The sequence below is a fragment of the Frateuria sp. genome (assembly GCF_035944355.1).
In the GTDB taxonomy this organism is placed as follows: Bacteria; Pseudomonadota; Gammaproteobacteria; order Xanthomonadales; family Rhodanobacteraceae; genus Frateuria_A.
The window spans coordinates 1-24,625 of sequence record NZ_DASZBH010000005.1; the positions used below are offsets into that span (position 1 = coordinate 1).

Consider the following 24,625-nt stretch of genomic DNA (forward strand, 5'->3'; position numbering starts at 1 on the left):
AGCGTCGACGAGGGCGGCGGCATCGACGTGGTCAACGGCCTGACCGCCTTCAGCAACACCGATGCCGGCACCAGCGGCTACGTGGTGCAGTTCGGCGACACGCTCAAGAGCATCGCGCAGAACGAATACGGCGACGCCAGCCTGTGGTACGTGGTGGCGCAGGCCAACGGGCTGGGCAGCGATGCCGACCTGGTGGTGGGGCAGACGCTGACGATTCCGCAGGTGACCACCAGCGCGAACACGGCGAACACCATGGCGTTCATTGTGGTGGTACCCCTCGTATCGCGTGTCATGGCGATGCATGCCGCCATGCAGGACATGCAGGGCATGGCCACCATGATGGGCAGCGATTGTCCGCACGCGATGGCGAACAACGATCATCCCGCGACGCCTGACCACCCGGCGGATCCGACTGACCGTTGCTGCTACTGCGTCCTGCTTGATCATCAGTCGCTGATCGCAGCGCATGTGCTCCTGCATCTGCTTCCCGCACCGCCACGCAGCTTCACGGCTGTGGCATTGCACGAAGCCGAACTGCGGAGTACGCCGAACCAGGACGCACGCCCACGCGGGCCTCCCAACCTTTCCTGACATGCCGGCGAGCGCTCGCGCGCACCTTGCGCCGAATCGATTCTGCGCCGCCAACGCCACCGACGCCTTCACCGCCAGACCACGGCCAGATCACGTGGTCGGACACGGCTGTGCGAGCACTCAAACATGTCCGCGCCGAGCGAACGGCCAAGTGTTCGCCGCGCGAATCGGGAACACGCCCATGCGCATCACCTTGGTCCATCGCACCTTCACACCACGCCGCTTCTCACTACGCGCAGTAGGCACAACCAGCGCCCTGCTATGCCTCGCCACGTTGTTCCCGCAAGTCGCGAGCGCGTGTGCGACTTGCGGATGCACCCTCAGCACGGATGCCGCCACGGGCTATTCGACGGTCAGCGGCTGGCGATTGAACGTGGACTATACGTTCATCGACCAGGATCAACTGCGTCGCGGCAGCAGCAAGGCATCGCCGCGGCAAGTGGTCGAACAACCGTCCGACCCATCGCTGGGTGGCGGCGAGATCGAGAAACAGACCGTCAACCGCTACATCAATTTCGCTGCCGCCTACCGATTCAATGCCGACTGGGGGTTGACCTTCGTGGTGCCCTACGTCATTCGCGATCACGACACCTACGGCACGCAACTGGCCCCCTATACGCCGGCCGAAACGGCGCCCGACCGGGTCAGCGACGCACATGTCGCCGGGCTGGGCGACGTGAAACTCATCGGTAGCTATCAGGGCTTTCTGCCCATGCACAACCTGGGTGTTCAGTTCGGTATCAAGTTGCCGACGGGCCACTATGGCGGCCAGACGGACGACGGCGACCTGATCGGCCATCCGACCACATTCCACTCCGGGCCCAGCCTTGGGCAATCGCTGGATAGCAGCCTGCAGGCGGGCACGGGCAGCACGGACCTCATCGTCGGCGCGTACTACTACCAACCTGTCAGCCAGAACTTCGATATGTTCGTGAATGGCCAGTTCCAGGCGGCCGTGAGCGAGAGGATGGATCGACCGGGCGCCGACTTCCGGCCAGGCAATCTCGCCTCCGCCAGCGTTGGCCTGCGCTACGAGGCGCACGCGGACTGGGTGCCACAACTGCAGATCAACCTGATCCACCGCAACGCCGACCAGGGCGCTTTCGCGGACCGGCCGGACACTGCCGGCACGGTGGCTTATCTCAGCCCCGGCATCAGCGCCAGTCTGACCAGGAACCTGCAGTTCTATGCGTTCGTACAGGTGCCCGTGTACAGCCGCCTGCAGGGATACCAACTGTTTCCACGCTGGACGGCTACTGTTGGCCTGAGCATGCAGCTATGACTTCGCCGACTTATCTAGCAGCAGCGTCATCGACACGAACATGCTCAGCAAAGCTGGTGAACAGACTTTCGATATCTGCGCCCAGAGGCTGGCGCCTGAAACACCTGTGGCGCCACATCGCCGTGTCCATACTGCTGCTGGCCAGCACACCGATGGCATTCGCCAATGAGCTTCGCGTGGGACAACCGGCGCCGGGCATCACACTCGACACGCTGGACGGGCGACACATCTCGTTGGCAGAACTCCACGGCAAAACGGTGATCCTCACCTTCTGGGCTACATGGTGCGGCCCCTGCCGCGATGAGTTGCCCTTGTTGTCAAGCTACGCGCAGGAGCATGCGCGCGACAATCTTGTCGTGCTGGGTTTCAGCCTCGATGCGCCGGACACGCTCGATCAGGTGAAGCGGGTCGCTTCCACACTGAGGTTTCCCACGGGGTTGCTCGAGGATCCGCACGTGCCGGGGTACGGCCGCATCTGGCGCCTGCCGGTCAGCTTCGTGATCGACCGCAATGGCCTTCTCGTCCACGATGGCTGGAAAGATAAGCAACCAGAGCTCACCCGCGAACGGCTCGAGCAGGTGGTGACGCCGCTTTTGGAGAGGCCGCGCCGCTGACACGCAACGGGCAGGGGTCGGCGGAAGTGCTTTCGCCGCCCACACAAAATGCAACGCGAATATTGCCTGCCGACAACGTGTCAAATTTCGTGGGTAGCGTCGGGGTCATGCAGGCATGGGCCGATCATCCGGCTCAGCTCAGGACCGATCGCCTAGGCGCATCTGTCCTCGCGGATAAGGGGACAGATGTCGCCGTCGCACCACAGAGGCTCGGCAGGCAGAACGTCGCTGCTCAGTGCGCGGCGATGGCTTCGACGGCTTCCAGCGTTTTCCGGATGTGCCGGTCCGGGCTCAGGCTCGAATACACGTAGGTGATCATGCCGGAGGGGGCGATGACGTACGAGGCGCGATCCGACCAGCCCGGTCGCAGAAGTAGGGTGGCGTCGTACTCCTTCGCGATCCTGGCGTCCTGGTCGGCGGCCACAGGAAATTTTCCGCTGCAGTACTCGGTCTCGCGCGAGAACATCGCCAGCTGGTCGAGATGGCCGGCGGTGACGCCGATCACCGTGGCGTGCAGCGCCTTGAATCTGTCGATCGCCTGCGAAAACAGATGGGCCTCGATGTTGCAGCCGGCGGTGTGCGGCGCGGGGAAGAAGTACAGCACCACCGGGCCGTGCTTCAGCGCATCGGCGAGGTTGAAGGTGAACGGCTTGCCGTCGAGATAGGCGGGCGCGCTGAAATTCGGCGCGCGGGTACCCGGCTTGAGCGCGGCGTGGGCGCTGGCCGCGACGGCGAGCAGGCCGGCCAGGGCGATGGACTGGAACGGTTTCATGGCGACTCGGACTCCATGGCTAGGTTGGAAAGTACGCCCGCGGGCGCGGAAGGGCCGGCGTCAACGGTTCGGTCCCGCCCGTCCGTATGGTCTCGGACGGGAACGACAACACCGTGCTACCGCCGCCATGCCAGCACGATCGCCAGCAGCGAGAGCAGCAGCGCTGTCGCGCTGACCGCCAGCGCCCGACGGGCGAGGCGCACGGCATCATCGCGATCGCGCCGTGATGGCGCTTCCGCGTGTGAGTCGGGCGCCGAGGGGCGGTGCTGCAGCAGCGCGACCATGGACGCGACCTGCGCATCGTCGAAGCCGTACGGGTCGAACCGGCGATGGCCGAACGAGGCCAGCAGCCGCCTCACCTCGTCTGCTGCGGCCACGTACTTCATCGACCACCCACTGAAGCTCGGCCGCTCGATGCCCACGCGCGAGAGCACGGTCAGGTGGTCGTGGCGCGGGTCGTTGCGTAGCGTGTCGAGCAGGGCGTCGATCGCCGCGGCCTCGCCCTCGAGCACCTGGAAGAAATGCCCGTCGCCGTAGTACAGCGCGCCGACCAATCCGCGTGTGGGATTGTTGCGGCGCGACTGCATCAGGATGCGGCCGATCTGCGGCTCGATCGCGGGTCCGCGGTCGGCGTTGGCGAAAGTGGCCTTGCTGATGTAGACAATACGTTGCCAGAGCGACATCGAAACCTCGGCGGCTGCGTAAACGAGCTTTCTACGCACGCTGCGGCGGTTCGGATGCAGGCGCCCGCGTTCTCCACGAACGCCGCGCGTAGCTTGCGACGTTCGTGTGCGGGTTCAATCCCTCAGGGCTTGGTGATGATCTGCCGGTGCATCGGCGCGAGCTTGGCCAGCAGCTTGTTCTGCGCGCGAAACGGTATGTCGTGTTTGTTCATCGCCTTCTGCAGGTCCTCGACCAGCGCGTTGAAGTCGGCGCGATTGACGTCCATGCCGCGGTGCACCGAGGCCATGTCCTTGCCGGTGTAGGTGCACGGACCGTCCAGAATCACGCAGAACTGGTCTACAAGCTCCGCCTTGATGTGCTCGCGGTCGGCATACTGGAAGAAGGGGCGGGTGACCGGATCGGCCATCAGGTTGTCCATGAAATCGTTCATCAGCGCGACGAGGCCGGGCTTGCCGCCGAATTGTTCGAATACCGGCTTGAGTGCAGGATCGCGCGGCGCGGCAGGGTAGGCGTCGCCACTGGCGCCGGAACCGGCGGGCTGCATGGTGGTTTGCGCCGAAGCGGTGGTGCCGGCGAGAAGGCCGGCAGCAAACAGCAGGATGCAAGGCAGAGTCTTGTACATGATCGGAATCCTCATGGCGTGATCGGGTCAGAAGCCCACCTGCACGGACGCATACAGGCCGTGCTGGTTGTCCTTGATGACGACGTTGCCGAGGTTGGCGTAGGCCAGCGTCAGCGAGACGTGCTTGGTCGGCGCCCAGGCGACGAAGGCGTCGTACCAGTCGTCTTCCTTGGCGATGCCGAGGTTGTTCGGCTTCTGGCGGTATTCCGCGCCGATGGCCCAGTTGCGGCTGAGCAGGTAGGCGGCCGAGCCTTCGAACTCGGCCTGGTAACTGTCGTGCTTGTCACCGCCGAAGCCGAGGATGCCGATCTGGTTGGCCTTGGTGAGGCGCAGCGTGGCGTTCAGCAGCAGGCTTTGCGAAAGGAACAGTTTGGTCGCGCTGAGGTAGTAGTCGGTTCCATGGTCGCTCTTGGCGCCGATCGCATGCAGGATCGCGCCCTGGTTGTTGCTCTTGTATTGCACGCCCGCCGATACCTGCGGCACCCAGCTGTCCTGGTCGAGCACGGCGTCGCCGAACAGCCGCACCTTCAGGCCGACCACGTTCTGCCGGAACGTGAAGCCGCGGCCCAGGCCCAGCGCCGCGCCGACGTCTTCGGTGTCGAAACGCTGCTGCGCCACCGAAAACTCGACGCGGTTGTCGATGCCTACCATCGCGCCCGCATCGTCGAGGTGGTAGTCCTGCACGTTGGCTCGGGTGTAGAACGCGTTGGCGCCGAACTGGCCCTGCGTTCCGTAGCTGCCGATCACCGCCCACGGGGTCAGGCCGCCGCCGGCGGAGCCCTCGATCTGTGACACGCCGCCGGTGAGCAGCAGCTTGCCGCTGATGTTGTCCGCCGAATTCCCGGCATCGGCGGCTGCCGCCTGCAGCGAAGCCAGTCCGCCCGCCAGCGCCAAGGCGCCGACCAGCAGCATTTTTTGCCTGCGAATTTTGTGCATTGCTGTGCTCTCCCTCTTCGGCGCACCGCTTGCGCCCTGCATGCCATACGGAGCAAGTGCGCCGAAGGATGCAGGCGAAGTGCTTCTCAATGGATCCGCACCACGTGCCAGTTGCCGTTCACCCCGTCGCCCAGGGCGGTGCCGGGCGCGCTATCGGCGGCGTAGCGGTAGAGCGGGCGCCCTCGGTAGCTCCACTGCATGCTGTGGTCGCTGCGTGTCACCAGGCCGAAGCCGCCCTGCGCCTTGGCGCCCGCCGCCGCGAGATACGGCGGCCACAACGCGGCGCAGACCCCATCGCATTGGCTATGACCGCTATCGCCGTCCGGATCGTAGGTGTACAACGCCATGCCGCGGCTGCCGACCAGCCGCTGCTGGGCGTCTGCCGTAGGCGGCGCTTGCGTTTGCGCAGCGGCGATGGAAGCGTGCAGGCACAGCACGCACAGCAGGACCGAAGCGGTCCGGATCGAAACCCTCATCCCCTGTCTCCCTTGGACGCAGGCACGTGCCTGCCAAGCCTGATACGAGGGCCGAAGGCGCACGGATGCGGCGGCCCCGGCTGGAGGGGAGAACAACGATCCGCGCGCTGGCGCAGCGCGCGGATCGATCGATATCAGCTGCTCCCGCGTACGTTGTCGGCCGGCTGGCTCGGCAGGTTCGCCGGCCGTCCGTTCGCCGCGTCGGCGGAGACGCCGATGCTGCCCGTGGCAATCACTGGACCGGTGGGTTGGCCAGTGGGCGAGCCACCCGGTGGTTCCACCGAGACCGCCAGCGCGGCGCTCGGGCCGAGCTTGGCCAGCAAGGCAGGATCCAGTATCAGCGTGGTCGGCGCACCACCGCCGATCATGCCCACGGCGATGGGTTTCTGGCCTGCGGGAATCAGCCAGAGTTCCGGCGCACGGCCGGCCGCGATGGCCTGCGGTTTGGCTGGCACCACGATCATGCGGGCGTGGCCGACGTCCACCGTAGCCGTCCAGCCGACCTGGCCGTTGGTCTGGGCGATGGCCGAAGCCATGTAGGTGGCCGCGGGAGCAATCGGCTGCCGCGAAGGCAGCAACAGCAGCACCAGGCAGGCGGCGGCCAGCACGCTGGTGCCCAGCCCCAGCCAATGCCAGAACCGCAGGTTTTCCCACAGGCGCAGCGTTCGGGTTGGCGCGGGGCCGGATCGTTCGGCATGCGGCGGCGTGTCCAGCCCGAGCTGGCTGAGGATGCGGTGCCACACGTACGCCGGCGGTTCGCTGGACGCGATTTCCTCGCCCAGCGGCAACAACCGGCGCTGCCACAGCGCCACGGTGGTGGCGACGGCGTCGCTCGCCATCATTTCGCGCTCCACCTCGGCCCGCGTGTCGGCATCCAGCAAGCCGAGGACATATTCGGCGTAGCGCAAATGGGTGTTGCCGTCGTCGATCGGTGTGTTCATGTGTCGAGGCACGTGCGAAGTTGCAGCAGGCTGCGGCGGATCCAGCTCTTCATGGTTCCCAGCGGTACCTTGCAGCGTGCCGCCAGCTCGTTATACGTAACTCCCGAGAAAAAGGCTTCACGCACCGAACGACGTTGCTGCGGCTCCAGCTGATCGAGGCAGTCGCGCAAGCGGCGGTACTCCTGGCTGTTCTGGGCGCCGACGGCCGGACTGGGATCATCGTCCACCAGATCGTCCAGCAGCGCGGGATCGTCCAGCGGCTGCTCGCGGCGCTGGCGCAGCCGGTCGATCGCCTTGTTGCGGACCAGCGTGATGAGCCAGGTGATCGCACTGGCCTTGGACGCATCGAACATCGCCGCGCGATGCCACACGGCGATCCAGGCCTCCTGCAGCACCTCTTCGGCCTCGCCGCGTTCCCGCAACATGCGCAGGCACACGCCGAAGAGGCGGGAGGAGCTGCGCCGGTAGAGTTCGGCGAACGCCGCCTGGTCGCCGGCGGCGGTCTGCGAAAGCAGGCGGTCCAACGCTTGCTGCTCGGCGGTGCGGTTTGCGGTCATGGGCGAATATCCGGGTGCAACGGAATCAGAATCCTGCATGAGGCGTGACCTCTCGTTCTGCGGTAGCGGAGCCGCTGCCGAGAAGAAGGTCCACCACGATCAGTGGATCAGAATTTGCGGCCACACGGAAGTCGACGAAAAACTCCTGCACTTCCTGCGCACCGACATGCGGCTTGCCAGCGCCCGATCAGGCATGGCAGCTCAGGCGTAGATGGCGACCGTGCCAACGCGACCAACGACTGGCTGCATCGCCTTGCGATTACGCCTCTTTGTGTGGGGATGCCCGAAACAGGCCACGGAGCGCATGCATCCATGTCCGACTCTGTTGCGTAAGGGAGAGTGTTCGTGCAACCCGCAGCATTCACCTGGACAGGAGAGATCACATGAAAACGGGCTATAAGGTATGCGCATTGAAGTTGGGTCTGTCGCTGGCACTCATCGCCGGCGCCGTGCCTGCGATGGCACAGATGTCGGGCGGCATGAGCCCGGCGGGCTCCGATGGGACTGTGATGGTGGGTGGGGCGGCCATGTACCCCTCGCGCAACATCGTCCAGAACGCCATGCACTCCAAGGACCACACCACGTTGGTTGCTGCGGTCAAGGCAGCTGGTCTGGTGGAGACGCTGGAAGGCCCCGGCCCGTTCACCGTATTCGCCCCCACCAACGCAGCGTTCGATGCACTTCCCGCCGGTACCGTGACCAACCTGCTCAAGCCCGGCAACAAAGCCGAGTTGACGAAGATCCTCACGTATCACGTGGTATCGGGCCGTCTGGATGCCAAGGCGCTCGACGCCAGGATTGCGGCTGGTGGAGGTCAGGCAAAACTGAAAACCGTGGAAGGCGATTCGCTGACGGTGAAAGGCAGCGGCAGACATCTGACGGTCACGGACGACAAGGGCAACGTTGCGGACGTGACCATTCCCGACGTGTACCAGTCGAACGGCGTGATCCTGGTGGTCAACAAGGTGCTGATGCCCTGAGGCCAGCTTTACGGGTTGCGGTCTCCCCCCTCGCCGCAACTGCTTGTCCCGGCCGCATCCGTGGCCGGGACACTTTTTATTAGGTGAGCGCCGACGTGCGCAGCCGCCGCAAGGCCGGCATGTACTTCAGAAATAGGCCACTGTCCGCAACCGGGCGGGTGCTTCGGACCGGACGATTTTCTGAGTGAAAATCACTGTAGACCGCGCATTAAACGCATACCCGGTGCCCCTTGGCACCCATGACGGGGGTCAGCCTTCCCAAGAGAAACCCGCCGATGGCGGGTCTTTTTTTGCTCGCTGCTCGATCAACGCTTGCAAAGCGCGGAGCGGCCACCTACTTTTCCTTGACCATTCCCAGGGAGGGCTTGAAGTGATCAACATCGTGCTTGTGGACGATCACGAATTGGTACGCACGGGTTTCCGGATGATCCTGCAGCAGCAGCCGGACGTGTGCATTAAAGGAGAGGCGGGAACCGCGGAGGAGGGACTCAAGCTGATCCGCACGCAGGCGCCGGACGTGGCGCTGGTCGATGTGCACATGCCGGGGATGAGCGGCATCGAACTCACCGAACGGGTGATCCGCGCCAAGCTCAACACGCACATCATCATCATCACCGTGGTCGACGATGCGCGCTTTCCGAAGCGGCTGCTGGATGCCGGCGCGCTCGGTTACCTCACCAAGGGTTGTTCGGCCGACGAACTGCTGGTCGCCGTGCGGCAGGTCGCCGGCGGGCGGCGGTATCTCGCGCCCGCGGTGGCGCAGCAACTGGCGTTGGCCACGCTCGACGGCAACAGTGGATCGCCCTTCGATGCCTTGTCCAGCCGCGAGCTGGAGGTCGCCATGATGCTGGTGCGGGGCAAGCCGTTGACGGTGATCGGCGACCAGCTGAGCCTGAGCCCGAAGACCGTGTCCACCTACAAGCAGCGCCTCATGGAGAAACTGCAGGTGGAGCACGTGATCGGTCTGGCCCATCTCATGACGGTGCACGGCCTGCTGGATGCACCCAACCAGGTGGGTTGACCCCACCCCGACGCAAACAAAAAGCCGGACCCAGGTCCGGCTTTTTGCGTGTGCGCCCTTCCGGCGAGCGGAAGGGCGCGGTTGGATCATCCCGTGGGATCAACCCGTTGGATCACCTCTTTTGATCACCCCTGGGCCGCGTCTTTGGGCGGGGTCGTGCCGGTCGGCGACGTATCCTGCGCGGGCTCGGGATGCTGCGTTGAAGTGGAAGCGAGCAGGTCGCCCTGCTTGGGGCCTGGCGCCGGCGTGCCGGAGTGCTCGGTCCCTGCCGTTTCGTCCGCTACCGGGGCGGGCGGCTCGGGTTGCGCTTCCGCTGGCTGCGTGTCAGCCGCCGCTACGGGGGCGTCGACGAGCGTAGCGGGCTTGGACTCGACCGTGTTCGCAACCTCGGGCCCGGCTTCACCCGGAAGGGCTTGCGCAGGGATGGGCGGGAGCGGGGGAAGGTTGAAGCTGGCTACCTGGGCAGGCTGCGCCGTTTCGGGAAACTCCGATGCGCCATCGGGCGCGGCCTGGCGTGCGTGGGCCGCGTTCTCGGTGGCCGCCACGCTGGCTGCCACGCTGGCGGCCGGGACCACGGCTGCGGCGGGGGCGGCGGGCGCGGCCGGGCTATTCTGACGCGTCGCCTCGGTATCGTCCCCGTCCTCGCGATCCTCATCGTCGAGTTCTTCCAGCGGATTGCCCGGGGCGTCCAGGACCGGCGTGCCGTCCTCGTGGCGACGGCGACGGCGACCACCGCGGCGGCCGCGACGGCGGCGCGGCTGGCTGCCTTCGGTCTCGGGTTTGTTTTCCGGCGCGGTGGTCGCGGCCTCGGGCTGCGCCACGGCCGTCACCTCGGCTTCCTTCACCGGCTCGCTCGCCGGAATGGGGGTGGTGGCCGGCTGCTCTGCCTGGGGCGGACGTGGGGCGCGTTCCTGCTTGACCTGCGGCTGCTTGCGCGGCTCCTGGTTGTCGTTGCCCGCGGCTGGTGCGGGGGCGGGCCTGGGCTGGCGTGGCGCCTGCTCCCTGGCCTGTTGCTGGGGCTGGCGCGAGCCGGCGCCGGCTTCGTTGCCGCGCTGGCGGGGGGGGGCGTTCTTGCCTGCACCGCCCTTCGGCTGTTGCTGGGCCTGGGCCTGGTCGCGGCGCCCGCTACGCTGTCCGCCCTGCGTTTGCTGCTGCGGGCGGTTGCGCTCGTCGCGGCGCCCCTGGCGCGCGGCCGGTTGCGCGGGCTGGCTGCGTTCGCTGGCCTGCGCCGGGGCCGGCGTGGCGCTGCCGCGGAACCAGCCGAGCAGGCGCGAGATCACGCCGCCTTGCGGCGCGGGGGCGCTGGCCGGGCGCGGGCGCTGTGCCGCAGGCGCGGGAGCAGGGGCCGGCGCCTCTTCACGCACCGGCGCGGGCGTGGCGGGCACGATGCCGCTGACCGCGGGCTGCTCGGAGCTGCCCAAGGTCTGGCCCATCTTGGGGATCGGCGCGGCTTCCACGGCGGTCAGACGCTCGTAGCTGGGCTTGCTGTGCTCGCCCATGTCCGCTTCGCGGATGCGCTGGATCTCGATGTGCGGGGTCTCGAGTTTGCCGTCGGCGACGATGACCACGTGCACCTTGTTGCGCAACTCGATCTCGACCACGCTGGCGCGCTTCTCGTTGAGCATGAAGTTGACCACCGCCGGCGGGGCCTGCACCAGCACCTGGCCGGTGTTGTCCTTCATGGCGTGCTCTTCGATCAGGCGCAGGGTCGAGAGCGACAGCGACTCGATGCCGCGGATATGGCCGTGGCCCTCGCAACGCGGGCAAACGATCTGGGTGGCCTCGCCCAGGCTGGGGCGCAGGCGCTGGCGCGACATCTCCAGCAGGCCGAAGCGGCTGATGCGGCCGACCTGCACGCGGGCGCGGTCGTGCTTGAGCGCGTCCTTGAGCTTCTCTTCGACCTCGCGCTGGTGGCGCGGGCTGTCCATGTCGATGAAGTCGATGACGATCAGGCCGCCGGCGTCGCGGATGCGCAACTGGCGGGCGATTTCCACCGCCGCCTCGCAGTTGGTGTTGAACGCGGTGTCCTCGATGTCCGAGCCTTTGGTGGCCTTGGAGGAGTTGATGTCGATCGCGGTCAGCGCCTCGGTCTGGTCGATCACGATCGAGCCGCCGGAGGGCAGGCGCACCTGGCGGTCGAACGCGCTCTCGATCTGCGTCTCGATCTGGTAGCGCGAGAAAAGCGGGGTGTCGTCCTTGTACAGCTTGAGCTTGCGCAGGGCGTTGGGCATCACCTGCTGCATGAACTCGCGCGCGTCGTTGTAGAGCGATTCCTCGTCGATGAGGATCTCGCCGATGTCGTTGCGCAGGTAGTCGCGCAAGGCGCGGATGAACAGCTTCGATTCCTGGTAGATCAGGAACGGCGCCCTCTGCTTGGCCGCGGCTTCGGAGATCGAGCGCCACAGGGTCAGCAGGTAATCGAGGTCCCACTGCAGCTCTTCGGCGTCGCGGCCCATGCCGGCGGTGCGCACGATCAGGCCGACGTCGTCGGGGACGTTCAGGTGCTCCAGCGCTTCCTTCAGCGCCTGCCGGTCCTCGCCCTCGATCCGGCGCGAAACGCCGCCGGCCTTCGGATTGTTCGGCATCAGCACCATGTAGCGGCCGGCCAGGCTGATGAAGGTGGTCAGCGCCGCGCCCTTGTTGCCGCGTTCTTCCTTCTCGACCTGGACGACCAGTTCCTGGCCTTCCTTGAGCAGTTCGCGGATGCTGGCCTTGTTGGGGTTCAGGCCCGGGGTGAAGTACTGGTCGGAGATTTCCTTCAGCGGGAGGAAACCGTGGCGCTCGGCGCCGTAGTCGACGAAGCAGGCTTCCAGGGATTGCTCGACCCGGGTGATGCGGCCCTTGTAGATATTGGCTTTTTTCTGCTCGCGGGAGGGGATTTCGATATCGAGGTCGTACAGCGTCTGGCCATCGACGATGGCCACGCGCAACTCTTCACGCTGAGTTGCGTTGATCAACATGCGCTTCATTGTAGTTTTTCCTTCGGCCTGGCCGCGCGTCGCGTGCCACGGTGGCGCCTAACTCAGGCAGCCTGCCGGGATCGCGCCGCAGCGGGTGGCGGCAAATAAAACCGGCATCAATCTCCGACACCGGGGTGATTCGTGGCACGCGCTTTTGCCGGTTCGCCACCCCCTGGCGGCGGACAACGGCATCCCGAACCGTTACGATGAAAGGGAGTTTACGGCCGGCTGCCTGGGTGGCCACCGGCGCAATCCTCGCCGACGTCGCGGACGGGCATCCCACCACAATCGAACCCGATGGGGGGACACAAAGCGCCTGTCGAGTATCCTATTACCCCAGGTTTTTTTCAATGCAGACGGCAACTTCCCATGACGCACCTCAAGGTGTGCGTCAAGTCGACATCGGCCCCGAGCGCGACGGCCAGCGGATCGACAATGCCCTGGCGACCCTGCTCAAGGGCGTGCCCAAGAGCATGATCTACCGTCTCCTGCGCACCGGGCAGGTGCGCGTGAACGGCAAGCGCGCCAAACCCGATACCCGTCTCAACGCCGGTGATCGGCTGCGGATCCCGCCGGTGCGCACGGGCGAACGCCCGGCCGAGCAGGGGCCCGCGCCGGACCTGGTCGCCGCGGTCGCCGAAGCGGTGATCTTCGAGGACAAGCACTTCCTGGCCATCGACAAGCCGTCGGGCATCGCCAGCCATGGTGGTTCGGGAGTGAGCCACGGCGCGATCGAGTTGCTGCGTGCCGCCCGCCCGGACCAGCACCTGGAGCTGGTCCACCGGCTCGACCGCGATACCAGCGGCGTGCTGGTCCTCGCCAAGACGCGCGCCGGGCTGATCGGGCTGCAGGCCGCGATCCGGGCGGGCCAGGTGACCAAGCAATACCTCTGCCTGATGGTCGGCCACCCGCACAAGGCGCGCTTCGACGTCAACGCGCCGCTTCTCAAATCCGTGCTACAGGGCGGAGAAAGAATGGTAAGAGTGTCCGATAACGGCAAGCCATCGCTCACTTTTTTCCGCGAGATGGAGCAGTACACCGGTGCCCGCCTGATGCAGGCGACCCTCGGCACCGGGCGCACCCACCAGATCCGCGTGCATGCGGCGCATATCGGCCATCCGCTGGCCGGCGACACCAAATACGGCGATCGCGAAGCCAACAAGCGCTTCCGGGAGAAGGGCTTGCAGCGGCTGTTCCTGCATGCCGCGCACATGGGCTTCGAGCTGGAAGGGCGCGCCTACGGGTTTTCCGCGCCGCTTCCAGATGACTTGAAGAACTTTCTCGATGTTCTTGGCAATAAAGGAAAAAGCAAGCGTTGAGCTAGCTCAGCAGGGCTTCCGTGCGCGCCGCGCAAATGAAGTCGTTGAGCGACAAGCCACCCACGTCATGGGTGGACCACAGCACCTGGCAATGGCCGTAGCCGGCTTCGAGGTCCGGATGATGGTCCTCGCGGTTGGCCATGAAGCCGACGGCGTTGATGAAGCCCAGCGTGTGGTGGAAATCCTTGAAACGGAAGTCCTTCACGATGGCGGCGCCAGCCTGGCTCAACTGCCAGCCCGGCAGCGTCGCCAGCAGTTCCTGTACCTGGGAAGGCGCCAGTGCGTGTTCCTTGCCCTTGCGTGGTTGGCAATGCTGACTGGAAAGGTCGCTGAGGTTCATCGGGATTCCGCTGCGAGTGGGGGAAAGGCAAAGGGTCGAAGCTGCGTCCGGAAAAGTCAAAGCCGGACTTTTCCCCGTAAACAGGACTAAAATGGTGCTGTTTCGCCGACCGTCCCCGTCCGGCGCCTCGAGAGTTTCCGAATGATCGATATTTCCGACCGCGCGCAGGCGCATTTTCGCCGTCTGCTGGCTCAGCAGGGCGAAGATCTGGGCATCCTTCTGCGCGTCACCGCGCCCGGTACGCCGGCGGCCAACTGCGAACTGGAATTCTGTGAGCCACGCGAGCTCGGCGGTGGCGAATGGCTGGTCGAATGCCAGGGATTCGACTTCTATCTCGAAGGCGACAGTGCGCGCTGGCTCGACGGTGCCAGCATCGACTACGAGCCCAACCCCACCGGCGGTCAGCTCAACATCCGCGCGCCCAGGATCAAGGGCGAGATTCCCGGCGCCGATGCGGGCCTGGTCGAGCGGGTGCGCTACGTGATCGAAGCGGAGATCAACCCGCGCATCGCCTCGCACGGCGGCCGCGTGAGCCTGCTGGAAATCAGCGCCGAGGGCGTGGTCGTGCTGCAATTCGGCGGCGGCTGCCACGGCTGCAGCATGGTCGACATGACGCTCAAGAACGGCGTGGAAAAGACCTTGCGCGAGCGCGTGCCGGAAATCACGGCGGTGCGTGACGCCACCGACCACAACGGCGGGCGCAATCCCTATTACAAGGAAAAGGCGGGCAGCTCGGCGATGGGGTGAGCGCCTTGCGCCCTCTCTCCCTTCGGGGAGCGGGCGGGGGTGAGGAGTAGGGCTGGCTATGTGCATCGGAACAGGGCTTCGATAGCTTCCTCGCAAGCCTTGGCCCCTCACCCCAACCCTCTCCCCAGAGGGGAGAGGGGGCGAACGAAAAAGGCCCGCTGCTGCGGGCCTTTTGCTTTTACCTCATTGGGGCTGGCTTACTTGTCGCCCTGGATGTGCCCATTCAGCGTGCTCAGCTTGGTCGGCAGGCTGGAGAAGTAGGCTGCGACGTCCTCGATGTCCTGGTCGGACAGCGTGGCGACAAAGCCCTTCATGATGGGATTGTTGCGGCGGCCGTCCTTGTACTCGTGCAGCACCTGCTGCAGGTAGAGGTTGTACTGGCCGGCCAGACGCGGGTACTGCGGATCGACCGCGTTGCCGTCCGCGCCATGGCAGGCGAAGCAGGCCGCAGCTTTGGTCTTGCCGTTGGCGGCATTGCCTTCGGCCAGCAGCGTGGTGGACGACAACGCCAGCACGGCGCCGAAGATAAGCAGGGTGAGCGCACGCTTCATGCAGGGATCCTTCGAGGCTTACTTGGCGAGGCTGGAAAGGTAGGCGGCGATGTCGTCGATGTCCTGGTCGGACAGGCTCTGCGCCTGCGCCATCATCGTCGGGTGGGTGCGCTCGCCGCTCTTGTAGCCGTGCAGGGCATTGATGATGTACTGCTCGTTCTGCCCGACGATCTTCGGCACCGGATAGTCCGGATAGGCGTTGGTATAGCCGGCCACGCCGTGGCAACCGTTGCAGGTGTAGACCAGCTTGCGGCCGTTGGCCTTGTCGCCCGCGGCGTGCGCGCTGCCGGTGGCGAGGAGCGCTGCGGCCACGGTCAGGCCGAGCAGTTGCAGTCGAATCATCGAGATCATTCCCACGCTTGGGTCGGTAGGGTGCAAAGTCGCGGAAGTATAGTGTCTGCGTTGCGCGACGGACAACTTAACGCACCGCCTTGATGGAAATCAGCGGCCTGGGCGTGAGTCTCGGCCGTGCCAGGAAGCGCTCAGAACAGGCTCTTGAAGATCTGGATGCCGGCCGCGTACTCGCCGATCGCCGTGCCGACGCTGACCAGGATGAAATTGAGCAGGGTGCGCGCCACCCGGTTCTTCCACCAGCCGGTCCACTGGCTGATGTCGTCGCGCAGGGTCTCGAAGTCGGCCACGCGCGGGCGGCGTATCCAGGCCTCGGCCATGGCGCTGATGCCGCCGGCCGGGATGCCGGGGCGGAAGGGCTTGATCGGCGCCGCGACGAAGGCGGCCAGGATGCTCAGCGGATGCCCGCCCGCCGCCAGCGCACCCAGCGCGGCGCAGCCTCCGGTGAAGAGCACCCAGTTGCGCAGCGCCTGCGCGCCGAGCGCCGGGTTGCGGTAGAAGGCGTACCCGATCGCCGCGAACACCAGCAGTACCAGGCCCAGCGCCAGCCACTTGGGCCACGATGCCTTCGGCGGCAATTGCGCGAGCTCGGCGATGCGCTCGGCGGGCGGTTCCCGCTGTTCGCGCAGCTGTTCGCACAGGCCCTTGAGGTGCCCGGCGCCGATCACCACCAGCACCCGGCGCACGTTCGGCGCGGCCAGTGCCTGCTCCCTCAGGCGCGCGGCCATGAAGGCGTCGCGCTCGCCGATCAGGCTGTCGTAGAGCGGCGCGGAACTCTGTGCGAACTCGCCGAAGGCGCTTTCCAGCAGGTCGCCTTCCTTGAGCTTCTCGATCTCCTTCTCGTCCACCTGCTCGCGCTCGAACACGCTGGCGACCAGCCCGCCGAGCAGGCCGAAGCGCGACCATAGGCCGACACTGCGCCATGCGCGCTTGAGCGTGGTGCCCACCTCGCGGTCGATCAGCCACAACGGCAGCCGGGCCCGCTCGGCGCCCTCCATGGCCACCTTCATCTCCGCACCCGGCTGGATGCCGTACTGGGCGGCCAGGCGCTGCTGGAAGGAGGAGAGCACCAGGCTCGCCGCGACCATGCCGACCTTGCCCTGGCGGATCACCTGGAAGAGGTCCATCTGCTTGAAGGCGTCAGGATTGCGCATGCCCTCGGCGCGGCTGTGGCAAAGCTCCACCGCGATCGCGTCGAAGCCCTCGTTCGCCACCAGCGTCTCGACCGCCGCCACGCTGGCGCGCGAGACGTGCGCCGTGCCGAGCACCACGTACTCCACGCCGTCGCGGGTGACGTGTTGCAGCGGCTGGCCGAGCAGGGCGTCGGGCGAGCTGGCGTCAGTCTGGGGAAGGTTCATGCGGGTACCGGGTCGGGTGTGCCAACGCCTCAAGATGCGGGCGTTGCGTCGGGGCTCAATCGCGATAGCGCTTGAGCAGGTCGCCGTAGGCATCGATGCGCCGGTCGCGCAGGAACGGCCAGATCCGCCGCACGTGCTCGCTGCGCGAAAGGTCGATGTCGACCAGCAGCAGCTCGCGACCGTCGGTGCCGGCTTTGGCCAGGAACTCGCCCTGCGGTCCGGCCACGAAACTGGTGCCCCAGAACTGGATGCCTGCGCCCACCTTCGAGGGGTCGGCCTCGTAGCCGGTGCGGTTGCAGGCAAGCAGCGGCAGGCCGTTGGCTACGGCGTGGCCGCGCTGCACGGTCACCCATGCCTCGCGCTGGCGGTCCTTCTCGTCTTGTCCGTCGTTGGGATCCCAGCCGATCGCGGTGGGGTAGAGCAGTAGCTGCGCGCCGGCCAGCGCCATCAGCCGCGCGGCCTCCGGATACCACTGGTCCCAGCACACCAGCACGCCCAGCCGGCCGACCGAGGTATCGATCGGCTCGAAGCCCAGGTCGCCGGGCGTGAAATAGAATTTCTCGTAGAAGGCCGGGTCGTCCGGGATGTGCATCTTGCGGTACTTGCCGGCGATCGCCGCGGAGCGGTCGAAGACCACCGCGGTGTTGTGGTACAGGCCGGCGGCGCGCTTCTCGAAGATCGACGCGACGATGACCAGCCGAAGCTCTTCCGCCAGCTTGCCGATGCGCTCGGTACCCGGGCCGGGAATCGTCTCGGCCAGATCGAACTCGTCCACGCACTCGCGCTGGCAGAAATACGGCCCGTTGTGCAGTTCCTGCAGAAGCACCAGCTGCGCGCCGGCGGCAGCGGCTTCGCGCAGGCCCGCGTCGATCGCATCGAGGTTCGCGTCGCGGCTGCCGCGGTCGGTTTCCTGCAGCAGCGCCACCTTGAGTGTCTTGCCGGTCATGCCCGTCTCTTGATCACTTGCCAGGAAACGCAGTTTAGCGGAGCGCCACGGGCCGGTTGTCGGCAAAGCGTTGCGGCATGGCGGGCGTTCAGCCCAGCAAGCCGGCAGGCAACTGCATGGTGATGCAGTGCAGGCTGCCGTTCTGCCAGATCAGCGGGCGGCAGGGCACCTGCACCACTTTGCGACCGGGATAGGCCGCGCCGATGATGCGCGCGGCATCGTCGTCGGCCGCGTCGCCGTAGGCCGGCACCAGCACCGCGCCGTTGACGATCAGGTAGTTCGCGTACGAGGCCGCCAGGCGACGGCCCCGGTCGAGGATCGGCTGCGCCCAGGGCAGGGGCGCGAGCCGATAGGGCTCGCCTTCCGCCGTACGCAGCGCCGCGAGTTCGGCGGCCATGCGCGCCAGCTCCTCGTGGTGCGGATCGGCCGGGTCGTCGCAGGCCTGGAACACGATGCGGTTGCCGAGCGCGAAGCGGGCGAGGGTGTCGATGTGCGCGTCGGTGTCGTCGCCCTCGAGGTAGCCGTGGTCCAGCCACAGCACGCGCCGGGCATGCAGGTTATCGCGCAGGATCGCGTCCATCGCCTCGCGCGACTGCTCCGGATGGCGCTGGTGCAGGCAGCGCCAGGTGGTGAGCACCGTGCCGCCGCCGTCGCTTTCGATGCCGCCGCCTTCCAGCGCCCAGTCCACGCGCTCGTGCGCCGCCGGACCGAACACGCCGGTGGCGACCAGGCCGGCGACCAGCGCATCGTCCTGTTCCGCGCCGAACTTGCCGCCCCAGCCGGTGAAGCGGAAGTCGGTGAGCTGGAAACCCTGCGCCGAGACCAGCGTGATGGGTCCGGAATCGCGCAGCCAGGTGTCGTCGTAAGGCAGTTCCACGAAGCGGATGCGTTCGAGGTCCACGTCTGCGTCGCGCAGCGCGCGCTCGGCATCGGCGCGCACGCGCTCGTCGGCGACGATCACGACCAGCGGCTGGAAGCGCACGACGGCGGCTGCGAGGGCGACGTAGGTGGTTTCCACCTCGGCCAGGCGCTCGGCCCAGTCGGTGCCCTCGTGCGGCCACGCGATCAGCACCGCGTCCTGCGGTTCCCATTCGGCAGGCAGGCGCAGGTCGGGGGAGGAAGTCATCGCGATGCTCGTGTCGGACCGGAAGGCGGCGCAGTTTAGTCGAGCCAGGCCGGCTTGGGCATGACCAAAAAAATCCCCGCTTTCGCGGGGATCCTTTGTCTGGCGCCGGCGGCGAAGGCTTTTACTGCGCGCTCGCCGGATCGTGGTTGTTTCCCGCCGGCGTGTTGAGTACCGAGTGGATCACGTGGTCGTGCTCGAAGTACACGATGAAGTTGCTGTAGTCCCAGCGATTGATCACCGGGTGCTTCCTGGTGTCGCCGCCGCGTGGTTGCAGCTTGCGCTGCGGGGCGCCGTAGCGCTTTTCGACCTGGGCCATGGTCATGCCTCGGGTGGGCAGGTTCATGTCCTGTTCCTGCTGCACGCGCTTGATCAGCAGATTGTCGCCGGCATGTGCCAGCGCCGGCGCTCCCAACGCGATCGCGGCCAGCATCGCCAGGCCGCCAGTGAACTTGACCATGATTCCCCTCTCCGCAAAGGTGCAGTGCGGCGTCGTTGTAGCAGATGTGCGGCAGGCGCGCCACGACGCTCCACGGCGACTGCGATGGGCTCGGCATTCCAAGCCCGGGTATCATGTCGGGTCGCCCGTACACGTTCCTTCCGATGATCGCGTTCCGCCATTTCGCCCTGCGCCGCGGCAGCCGCCTGCTGCTATCCGATATCGACCTGACCATCCAGAGCGGATGGCGCCTGGGCGTGATCGGCCGCAATGGCTGCGGCAAGTCCAGTCTGTTCGCCGCGCTGCAGGGCCGGCTCGAATCGGACGCGGGCGAGCTGGACCTGCCGGCGAAGCTGCGCCTGGCCTCGGTGGCGCAGGAGACGCCGGCGCTGCCGGATGCCGCGATCGACTACGTGCTCGGCGGCGACGAGGAGGTCGCATCCGCCCTGCGCGAGGAAGCCGACGCCCAGGCCCGCGGTGACAGCGAAGCGATGGCCCGCGCCCATCACCGCATCGAGGAACTCCACGGCTACGACGCCCGCGCCCGCGCCGGCCGCCTGCTGCATGGCCTGGGCTTCGCGCCGGAAACCCACGAGCGTGCGGTAAAGGAGTTTTCCGGCGGCTGGCGCGTGCGCCTGAACCTGGCCCGCGCGCTGATGGCGCCCTCGGACCTGCTGCTGCTCGATGAGCCCACCAACCACCTGGACCTCGACGCCGTGCTGTGGCTGGAGGAATGGCTGCGCCGCTACCAGGGCACCTTGCTGGTGATCTCGCACGACCGCGAGTTCCTCGATGCGGTGACCTCGCACACGCTGCACTTGCACGAGGGCCGGGCGCGCCTCTACAGCGGCAACTACAGCACCTTCGAGCGCCTGCGCGCCGAGCAGCTGCGCCAGCAGCAGATCGCGCACGAGCGCGAGCAGGCCGAGCGCGCGCACCTGCAGTCCTTCGTCGACCGCTTCAAGGCCAAGGCCAGCAAGGCCAAGCAGGCGCAGTCGCGGATGAAGCGGCTGGAGAAGCTGGCCGGCACCGAGGCAGTGCGGGCGGAGCGGCCGTTCCGGTTCCAGTTCGCGGTGCCGGAGCGGTTGCCCGATTCGATGTTGCAGCTGGAAGAAGTGTCGGCTGGCTACCCAGCTCTGCTCCCTCTCCCCCATCTTTCATCAATGACGGGGGAGAGGGCTGGGGTGAGAGCCGGGGCTAGCGGTGAACTGTCATCAAAGCAGGCTTCGATGGAGCTTGAGGCAAGCCTTGACCCCTCACCCCAACCCTCTCCCCAAGAGGGAGAGGGAGCAAACGTCGTCCTTGCGGACGGTGTTTCTTGTCATGAAGCGGCGGTCGTCCTATCGGACGTCCGCTTCCGGCTGGAAGCCGGCGAGCGCATCGGCCTGCTTGGCCCCAACGGCGCCGGCAAGTCCACCCTGGTCAAGACCCTGGTGGGCGAACTGCCGCCGCTGGCCGGCGAGCGCAAGGCGCACAAGGACCTCAAGATCGGCTACTTCGCCCAGCACACGGTCGAGAGCCTGCGCGAGGGCGCCAGTCCTTTCGACCATCTGCAGGACAAGGCGCCGGGCGTGGCCGCGCAGGTGCTGCGCGATTTCCTCGGCGGCTGGAACTTCGCCGGCGACCGCGCCTTCGAATCGGTCGACGGCTTCTCCGGCGGCGAGCGCGCGCGCCTTGCGCTGGCGCTGATCGCTTGGGACAAGCCCAACCTGCTGCTGCTGGACGAGCCCACCAACCACCTGGACCTGGACATGCGCGAGGCGCTGGCCGATGCGCTGGCCGACTTCGACGGCGCGCTGGTGCTGGTCTCGCACGACCGCCACCTGCTCGGCCTGGTCTGCGACAGCTTCTGGCGCGTGGCCGACGGCGCGGTGGAATCGTTCGACGGCGACCTCGATGACTACGCCCGCTGGCTGCGCTCACGCACCGCGGCGACCAGGAAACCGAACGAGCCGGCCGCGCCCGCCGAGTCCGCGGCCGACCGGCGCCGTGCCGCCGCCGCGCAGCGCGAGCAGGACAAGGCCGCCAAGGCGCGCGTGAAGAAGATCGAGGCACGCGTCGCGGCGATCGATGCCGACCTCGCCGCGTTGGATGCGAAGCTCGCCGATCCGGCCACCTACAACGGCCCCACCGCCGAGCTGATGAAGCTCGGCCAGCGCCAGGCCGACCTGCGCCGCGAGAAGGAAACCCTCGAAGCGCAATGGCTGGAGCTTTACGAACAACTGGAGGCCGCCAGCGCATGAGTGCGCCGCTGCAGGTGTGGCTGCCCGCACTGGCGCGCTTCGAGCCCGCGCACCCGCTGCGCCGCCTGCTTGCGCGGGCCGATCGCCAGGCTGACGGCCCGCACGGCTATCTCGCCGGAGTTGCGGCCTGGTTCGATGCCCCGCAGCCGCTGGCCGCCGGCGCGCTGACCCGAGAGGCGAGCGCCGGCGATGCGGGCGACGCGTCCTGGCTGTGCGCCGACCCGGCCTGGGTCGAGCCGGACATGAGTGGCGTGCGTCTGCTCGCCTGTGGCCGGATGGAACTGTCGCAAAAGGAGGCCCAGGCGTTCGCCGAACTCCTCGTGCCCTTGTTCGAAGAGCAGGGCATGTGCCTGCAACTGACCACGCCCGAGCGCTGGCACCTGCGCCTGCCGCCGGGCATGGCGGTGCCGGACTTTCCCGCGCCGGAACAGGCGCTGGGCGAGAACCTGCTGCAGCACCTGCCGCAGGGGCCGCAGGGCCGCCGCTGGCGCATCCTGCAGAACGACCTGCAGGTGGTGTTGCACCAGCATCCGCTGAACGCGCGGCGCCGTGCCGCCGGCCAGCCGCCGGTCAACAGCCTGTGGCTGTGGGGTGCAGGTACCTTGCCGGCACACGTGCGCACGCCGTTGCAGGGCGTGGTGAGCGACGATCCGCTGCTGCGTGCGCTGGCGGCGCGCGCCGGCGTGGCCCTGCATTCGCGTGCGGATCAGGCCGGGAGTCTGCGGCCCGGCTGGCTGCTCGACCTGCAGGACCTGCCCGCCGCGCAGATCGCCGGAACCTGGTGGCCGCGCATCGACGCGCTCGCCCGCCGGCACGTGCTCGGGCTGGACTTCGCCAGCGGCGAGCGCTGGCGGCATCGCCCCGGGCACCGTTGGCGCTTCTGGCGCAGGGCCGGGGCATGAGGACGCCCGTGCTGCGGCGGCGCGCACCGCAGGGCGCGCCGGAAGGCTGGAGCGCTGCGGTGCATCCGGTGCTGCGTCAGGTCTACGCCGCACGCGGCGTGCTGCACCCGGCGCAGGCCGAGCATCGCCTGCGCCATCTGCTCCCGCCGCAGGCGCTGGGTGGGCTGGAGCGTGCGGTGGCCTTGCTGACCGAGGCCATCGCCAGCGACTGGTCGATCGTGGTCGCCGGCGACTACGACTGCGACGGCGCCACCGGCACCGCCGTGGCCATGCGCGGGCTGCGACTGCTCGGCGCGCGGCGGGTCGGCTACGCCATCCCCAACCGCTTCGTGCACGGCTACGGCCTGAGCCCCGCGCTGGTCGCCTCGCTGGACCCGACGCCGCAACTCATCCTCACCGTGGACAACGGCGTGGCCAGCGTGGCCGGCGTGGCCGCCGCCAAGGCCCGCGGCATCCGCGTGATCGTCACCGACCACCACTTGCCGGGCGCGCATTTGCCCGCCGCCGATGCCTTGGTCAACCCCAATGTCCTCGACCCGCATGCCTGCGGACACGCCGAGCCGGCGTGTGCGGCGTGCGCTGACGACGCGCGCATGAACCAGGCTTTCCCCAGTCGCGCGCTGGCGGGGGTTGGCGTGATGTTCTACCTGCTGCTGGCCGTGCGCGCAGGGTTGCGCGGGCAGGGCGCCTTCGACGGGCGCGCGGAGCCCGACCTCGGCCGGCTGCTCGACCTGGTCGCGCTCGGCACCGTGGCGGACCTGGTGCCGCTGGACTTCAACAACCGCGTGCTGGTGGAGGCCGGACTGCGGCGCATCCGCAGCGGCCAGGCCTGCGCGGGCATCAATGCCCTGGTGGAAGCGGGCAAGCGCAGCCTGTCGGGCATCTGCGCCAGCGACATGGGCTACGCCGTCGGTCCGCGCCTGAACGCAGCCGGCCGGCTGGAGGACATGCGCCTAGGCGTCGAATGCCTGCTCACCGATGACCCGGAGCAGGCACGCGTGCTCGCCGATCGGCTGAGCGCGATCAACCAGGAGCGGCGCGGCCTGCAGGACGCCATGGTGGCCGAAGCCGAGGCGATGATCGGCGCCCTCGGCCTGGACGGCATCGACCAACGCACCGGCGTCTCCTTGTACGAGCCCTCCTGGCATGCCGGCGTGGTCGGCCTGGTGGCCTCCAAGCTCAAGGAGCGCCTGCACCGTCCGGTGATCGCCTTCGCACCGGCGGATGAAGGCCGCCCCGACGAGCTGCGCGGCTCCGCGCGCTCGATCGCCGGCTTCCACGTGCGCGATGCGCTGGCTGCCATCGACGCACGCGTGCCCGGCCTCATCGAGCGCTTCGGCGGCCATGCGATGGCGGCGGGCCTGAGCCTGAAGGCGCGTGACTATTCCCGCTTCGCCGAAGCGTTCGACGCCGTCGCCCGCGAATGGCTGGACGAGGAACGCCTGCAGGCCGTGCTCTACACCGACGGCGAGCTCCCGCCGGGCAGCTTCACCCTGGACCTCGCGCGCCAGCTGCGCGACGGCGGTCCCTGGGGGCAGGGCTTTCCCGAGCCGCTGTTCGACAACCTGTTCGAATGCGCGCAATGGCGCGCGATGGGCGAGCGCCATTGGCGATTGAGCCTGCGCGATCCGCGCGATGGCGGCCTGCATGAGGCGGTGATGTTCAACGTGCGCGAAGCCGCGCCGCCGCCACGCCTGCGCGCGGTGTTCGAACTGTCGATCAATGACTGGCAGGGCCGCGAGAGCACGCGCCTGCTGCTGCGCCACGTCGAGCCGGCGCTCTGACGAAGGCTTCTTCCCAACCTTCTCCCCCGGCGGAGCCGGGGGAGAGGGACCATGAGTCACGGCGAGAACGTGAAGCGCTCGGCTCC

General features: G+C 67.4%; 26 protein-coding genes. 11 read left to right on the top strand and 15 right to left on the bottom strand.

Annotated features, from left to right (window positions below):
• The 3 genes from VGU03_RS02955 to VGU03_RS02965 form a co-directional block, all read left to right on the top strand.
• A partial coding sequence (locus VGU03_RS02955) for a DUF2946 family protein (protein ID WP_327478504.1) occupies nucleotides 1–591 on the top strand: 591 nt, incomplete at its 5' end.
• Between the two features lie 181 nt (nucleotides 592–772).
• Nucleotides 773–1,873, top strand: coding sequence for a transporter (locus VGU03_RS02960; RefSeq protein ID WP_327478506.1), 1,101 nt, complete (start codon nucleotides 773–775; stop codon nucleotides 1,871–1,873).
• A 56-nt stretch (nucleotides 1,874–1,929) separates the two neighbouring features.
• The gene (locus tag VGU03_RS02965) at nucleotides 1,930–2,487 is read left to right on the top strand and encodes a peroxiredoxin family protein (protein WP_327478508.1); all 558 of its coding nucleotides are present in this window, start codon (nucleotides 1,930–1,932) and stop codon (nucleotides 2,485–2,487) included.
• 232 nt (nucleotides 2,488–2,719) lie between these two features.
• Here VGU03_RS02965 and VGU03_RS02970 read toward each other — a convergent pair whose 3' ends face one another.
• The 7 genes from VGU03_RS02970 to VGU03_RS03000 form a co-directional block, all read right to left on the bottom strand.
• The gene (locus VGU03_RS02970) at nucleotides 2,720–3,259 is read right to left on the bottom strand and encodes a peroxiredoxin (protein ID WP_327478510.1); all 540 of its coding nucleotides are present in this window, start codon (nucleotides 3,257–3,259) and stop codon (nucleotides 2,720–2,722) included.
• 116 nt (nucleotides 3,260–3,375) lie between these two features.
• A complete protein-coding gene (locus VGU03_RS02975; protein WP_327478512.1) occupies nucleotides 3,376–3,942 on the bottom strand; it encodes a BLUF domain-containing protein in 567 nt (188 codons plus the stop codon).
• Nucleotides 3,943–4,064: 122 nt separating this feature from the next.
• On the bottom strand, nucleotides 4,065–4,565 hold the full coding sequence (locus tag VGU03_RS02980; protein ID WP_327478514.1) for a group 1 truncated hemoglobin: 501 nt from the start codon (nucleotides 4,563–4,565) through the stop codon (nucleotides 4,065–4,067).
• 27 nt (nucleotides 4,566–4,592) lie between these two features.
• Nucleotides 4,593–5,501 carry a DUF3034 family protein gene (locus VGU03_RS02985; protein ID WP_327478516.1) on the bottom strand — a complete coding sequence of 303 codons (909 nt, stop codon included), beginning with the start codon at nucleotides 5,499–5,501 and terminating at the stop codon, nucleotides 4,593–4,595.
• An 86-nt stretch (nucleotides 5,502–5,587) separates the two neighbouring features.
• Nucleotides 5,588–5,977, bottom strand: a complete 390-nt coding sequence (locus VGU03_RS02990) for a hypothetical protein (RefSeq protein WP_327478518.1) — start codon at nucleotides 5,975–5,977, stop codon at nucleotides 5,588–5,590.
• Nucleotides 5,978–6,111: 134 nt separating this feature from the next.
• A complete protein-coding gene (locus VGU03_RS02995) occupies nucleotides 6,112–6,918 on the bottom strand; it encodes an anti-sigma factor (RefSeq protein ID WP_327478520.1) in 807 nt (268 codons plus the stop codon).
• Nucleotides 6,915–7,475 (bottom strand): sigma-70 family RNA polymerase sigma factor, encoded by a 561-nt coding sequence (locus VGU03_RS03000; protein WP_327478522.1) that lies wholly within the window; start codon nucleotides 7,473–7,475, stop codon nucleotides 6,915–6,917. The genes VGU03_RS02995 and VGU03_RS03000 overlap by 4 nt, the downstream gene beginning before the upstream one ends.
• A 37-nt stretch (nucleotides 7,476–7,512) precedes the next feature.
• Between VGU03_RS03000 and VGU03_RS03005 the strand changes: the two genes are divergently transcribed.
• From VGU03_RS03005 to VGU03_RS03015, 3 genes are all read left to right on the top strand, one after another.
• Complete coding sequence (locus tag VGU03_RS03005; protein ID WP_327478524.1) at nucleotides 7,513–7,686, top strand: hypothetical protein; 174 nt, start codon at nucleotides 7,513–7,515, stop codon at nucleotides 7,684–7,686.
• A 247-nt stretch (nucleotides 7,687–7,933) separates the two neighbouring features.
• On the top strand, nucleotides 7,934–8,455 hold the full coding sequence (locus tag VGU03_RS03010; protein WP_414655926.1) for a fasciclin domain-containing protein: 522 nt from the start codon (nucleotides 7,934–7,936) through the stop codon (nucleotides 8,453–8,455).
• A gap of 370 nt (nucleotides 8,456–8,825) precedes the next feature.
• Complete coding sequence (locus tag VGU03_RS03015; protein WP_327478528.1) at nucleotides 8,826–9,476, top strand: response regulator; 651 nt, start codon at nucleotides 8,826–8,828, stop codon at nucleotides 9,474–9,476.
• 125 nt (nucleotides 9,477–9,601) lie between these two features.
• Here the strand turns inward: VGU03_RS03015 and VGU03_RS03020 are convergent, their stop codons facing one another.
• Complete coding sequence (locus tag VGU03_RS03020) at nucleotides 9,602–12,445, bottom strand: Rne/Rng family ribonuclease (protein ID WP_327478530.1); 2,844 nt, start codon at nucleotides 12,443–12,445, stop codon at nucleotides 9,602–9,604.
• A 341-nt stretch (nucleotides 12,446–12,786) separates the two neighbouring features.
• Between VGU03_RS03020 and VGU03_RS03025 the strand changes: the two genes are divergently transcribed.
• Nucleotides 12,787–13,755 (top strand): RluA family pseudouridine synthase, encoded by a 969-nt coding sequence (locus VGU03_RS03025; protein WP_327478531.1) that lies wholly within the window; start codon nucleotides 12,787–12,789, stop codon nucleotides 13,753–13,755.
• Between the two features lies 1 nt (nucleotide 13,756).
• Here the strand turns inward: VGU03_RS03025 and VGU03_RS03030 are convergent, their stop codons facing one another.
• Nucleotides 13,757–14,095, bottom strand: coding sequence for a 4a-hydroxytetrahydrobiopterin dehydratase (locus tag VGU03_RS03030; protein ID WP_327478533.1), 339 nt, complete (start codon nucleotides 14,093–14,095; stop codon nucleotides 13,757–13,759).
• A 141-nt stretch (nucleotides 14,096–14,236) separates the two neighbouring features.
• Between VGU03_RS03030 and VGU03_RS03035 the strand changes: the two genes are divergently transcribed.
• Nucleotides 14,237–14,842: an NfuA family Fe-S biogenesis protein gene (locus tag VGU03_RS03035; protein WP_327478535.1), complete on the top strand. Its 606-nt coding sequence runs from the start codon at nucleotides 14,237–14,239 to the stop codon at nucleotides 14,840–14,842.
• A 197-nt stretch (nucleotides 14,843–15,039) separates the two neighbouring features.
• Here the strand turns inward: VGU03_RS03035 and VGU03_RS03040 are convergent, their stop codons facing one another.
• The 6 genes from VGU03_RS03040 to VGU03_RS03065 form a co-directional block, all read right to left on the bottom strand.
• Nucleotides 15,040–15,393 (bottom strand): cytochrome c, encoded by a 354-nt coding sequence (locus VGU03_RS03040; RefSeq protein ID WP_327478537.1) that lies wholly within the window; start codon nucleotides 15,391–15,393, stop codon nucleotides 15,040–15,042.
• 18 nt (nucleotides 15,394–15,411) lie between these two features.
• A complete protein-coding gene (locus VGU03_RS03045) occupies nucleotides 15,412–15,735 on the bottom strand; it encodes a cytochrome c (protein ID WP_327478539.1) in 324 nt (107 codons plus the stop codon).
• Nucleotides 15,736–15,875: 140 nt separating this feature from the next.
• Nucleotides 15,876–17,102 carry a TraB/GumN family protein gene (locus VGU03_RS03050; protein WP_327478541.1) on the bottom strand — a complete coding sequence of 409 codons (1,227 nt, stop codon included), beginning with the start codon at nucleotides 17,100–17,102 and terminating at the stop codon, nucleotides 15,876–15,878.
• 55 nt (nucleotides 17,103–17,157) lie between these two features.
• Entirely contained in the window at nucleotides 17,158–18,048 is an 891-nt protein-coding gene (locus VGU03_RS03055; RefSeq protein ID WP_327478543.1) for a carbon-nitrogen hydrolase, read from the bottom strand.
• Between the two features lie 88 nt (nucleotides 18,049–18,136).
• On the bottom strand, nucleotides 18,137–19,174 hold the full coding sequence (locus tag VGU03_RS03060; protein ID WP_327478545.1) for an agmatine deiminase family protein: 1,038 nt from the start codon (nucleotides 19,172–19,174) through the stop codon (nucleotides 18,137–18,139).
• Nucleotides 19,175–19,295: 121 nt separating this feature from the next.
• Nucleotides 19,296–19,631 carry a hypothetical protein gene (locus tag VGU03_RS03065; protein WP_327478546.1) on the bottom strand — a complete coding sequence of 112 codons (336 nt, stop codon included), beginning with the start codon at nucleotides 19,629–19,631 and terminating at the stop codon, nucleotides 19,296–19,298.
• A gap of 143 nt (nucleotides 19,632–19,774) precedes the next feature.
• Here VGU03_RS03065 and VGU03_RS03070 point away from each other — a divergent pair, with 143 nt between their 5' ends.
• The 3 genes from VGU03_RS03070 to VGU03_RS03080 are packed head-to-tail and all read left to right on the top strand — an operon-like array spanning nucleotide 19,775 to nucleotide 24,539.
• Nucleotides 19,775–21,853, top strand: a complete 2,079-nt coding sequence (locus VGU03_RS03070; protein WP_327478547.1) for an ABC-F family ATP-binding cassette domain-containing protein — start codon at nucleotides 19,775–19,777, stop codon at nucleotides 21,851–21,853.
• A complete protein-coding gene (locus VGU03_RS03075) occupies nucleotides 21,850–22,755 on the top strand; it encodes a phosphoglycerate mutase (RefSeq protein ID WP_327478548.1) in 906 nt (301 codons plus the stop codon). Before VGU03_RS03070 ends, VGU03_RS03075 begins: the two co-directional genes overlap by 4 nt.
• The gene (locus tag VGU03_RS03080) at nucleotides 22,752–24,539 is read left to right on the top strand and encodes a DHHA1 domain-containing protein (protein WP_327478550.1); all 1,788 of its coding nucleotides are present in this window, start codon (nucleotides 22,752–22,754) and stop codon (nucleotides 24,537–24,539) included. Before VGU03_RS03075 ends, VGU03_RS03080 begins: the two co-directional genes overlap by 4 nt.
• The last annotated feature ends 86 nt before the right edge of the window (nucleotides 24,540–24,625 follow it).

Bases quoted from the DNA above. Each gene is read 5' to 3' on its own strand.
- VGU03_RS03020 (WP_327478530.1), bottom strand. From the start codon at position 12,445: ATGAAGCGCATGTTGATCAACGCAACTCAGCGTGAAGAGTTGCGCGTG.
- VGU03_RS02990 (WP_327478518.1), bottom strand. From the start codon at position 5,977: ATGAGGGTTTCGATCCGGACCGCTTCGGTCCTGCTGTGCGTGCTGTGC.
- VGU03_RS03035 (WP_327478535.1), top strand. From the start codon at position 14,237: ATGATCGATATTTCCGACCGCGCGCAGGCGCATTTTCGCCGTCTGCTG.
- VGU03_RS02995 (WP_327478520.1), bottom strand. From the start codon at position 6,918: ATGAACACACCGATCGACGACGGCAACACCCATTTGCGCTACGCCGAA.
- VGU03_RS02980 (WP_327478514.1), bottom strand. From the start codon at position 4,565: ATGTACAAGACTCTGCCTTGCATCCTGCTGTTTGCTGCCGGCCTTCTC.
- VGU03_RS03060 (WP_327478545.1), bottom strand. From the start codon at position 19,174: ATGACTTCCTCCCCCGACCTGCGCCTGCCTGCCGAATGGGAACCGCAG.
- VGU03_RS03025 (WP_327478531.1), top strand. From the start codon at position 12,787: ATGCAGACGGCAACTTCCCATGACGCACCTCAAGGTGTGCGTCAAGTC.
- VGU03_RS02975 (WP_327478512.1), bottom strand. From the start codon at position 3,942: ATGTCGCTCTGGCAACGTATTGTCTACATCAGCAAGGCCACTTTCGCC.
- VGU03_RS03045 (WP_327478539.1), bottom strand. From the start codon at position 15,735: ATGATTCGACTGCAACTGCTCGGCCTGACCGTGGCCGCAGCGCTCCTC.
- VGU03_RS03080 (WP_327478550.1), top strand. From the start codon at position 22,752: ATGAGGACGCCCGTGCTGCGGCGGCGCGCACCGCAGGGCGCGCCGGAA.
- VGU03_RS03010 (WP_414655926.1), top strand. From the start codon at position 7,934: ATGGCACAGATGTCGGGCGGCATGAGCCCGGCGGGCTCCGATGGGACT.
- VGU03_RS03070 (WP_327478547.1), top strand. From the start codon at position 19,775: ATGATCGCGTTCCGCCATTTCGCCCTGCGCCGCGGCAGCCGCCTGCTG.
- VGU03_RS03000 (WP_327478522.1), bottom strand. From the start codon at position 7,475: ATGACCGCAAACCGCACCGCCGAGCAGCAAGCGTTGGACCGCCTGCTT.
- VGU03_RS03065 (WP_327478546.1), bottom strand. From the start codon at position 19,631: ATGGTCAAGTTCACTGGCGGCCTGGCGATGCTGGCCGCGATCGCGTTG.
- VGU03_RS03040 (WP_327478537.1), bottom strand. From the start codon at position 15,393: ATGAAGCGTGCGCTCACCCTGCTTATCTTCGGCGCCGTGCTGGCGTTG.
- VGU03_RS02985 (WP_327478516.1), bottom strand. From the start codon at position 5,501: ATGCACAAAATTCGCAGGCAAAAAATGCTGCTGGTCGGCGCCTTGGCG.
- VGU03_RS03055 (WP_327478543.1), bottom strand. From the start codon at position 18,048: ATGACCGGCAAGACACTCAAGGTGGCGCTGCTGCAGGAAACCGACCGC.
- VGU03_RS03050 (WP_327478541.1), bottom strand. From the start codon at position 17,102: ATGAACCTTCCCCAGACTGACGCCAGCTCGCCCGACGCCCTGCTCGGC.
- VGU03_RS03030 (WP_327478533.1), bottom strand. From the start codon at position 14,095: ATGAACCTCAGCGACCTTTCCAGTCAGCATTGCCAACCACGCAAGGGC.
- VGU03_RS02960 (WP_327478506.1), top strand. From the start codon at position 773: ATGCGCATCACCTTGGTCCATCGCACCTTCACACCACGCCGCTTCTCA.
- VGU03_RS02970 (WP_327478510.1), bottom strand. From the start codon at position 3,259: ATGAAACCGTTCCAGTCCATCGCCCTGGCCGGCCTGCTCGCCGTCGCG.
- VGU03_RS03005 (WP_327478524.1), top strand. From the start codon at position 7,513: ATGAGGCGTGACCTCTCGTTCTGCGGTAGCGGAGCCGCTGCCGAGAAG.
- VGU03_RS03075 (WP_327478548.1), top strand. From the start codon at position 21,850: ATGAGTGCGCCGCTGCAGGTGTGGCTGCCCGCACTGGCGCGCTTCGAG.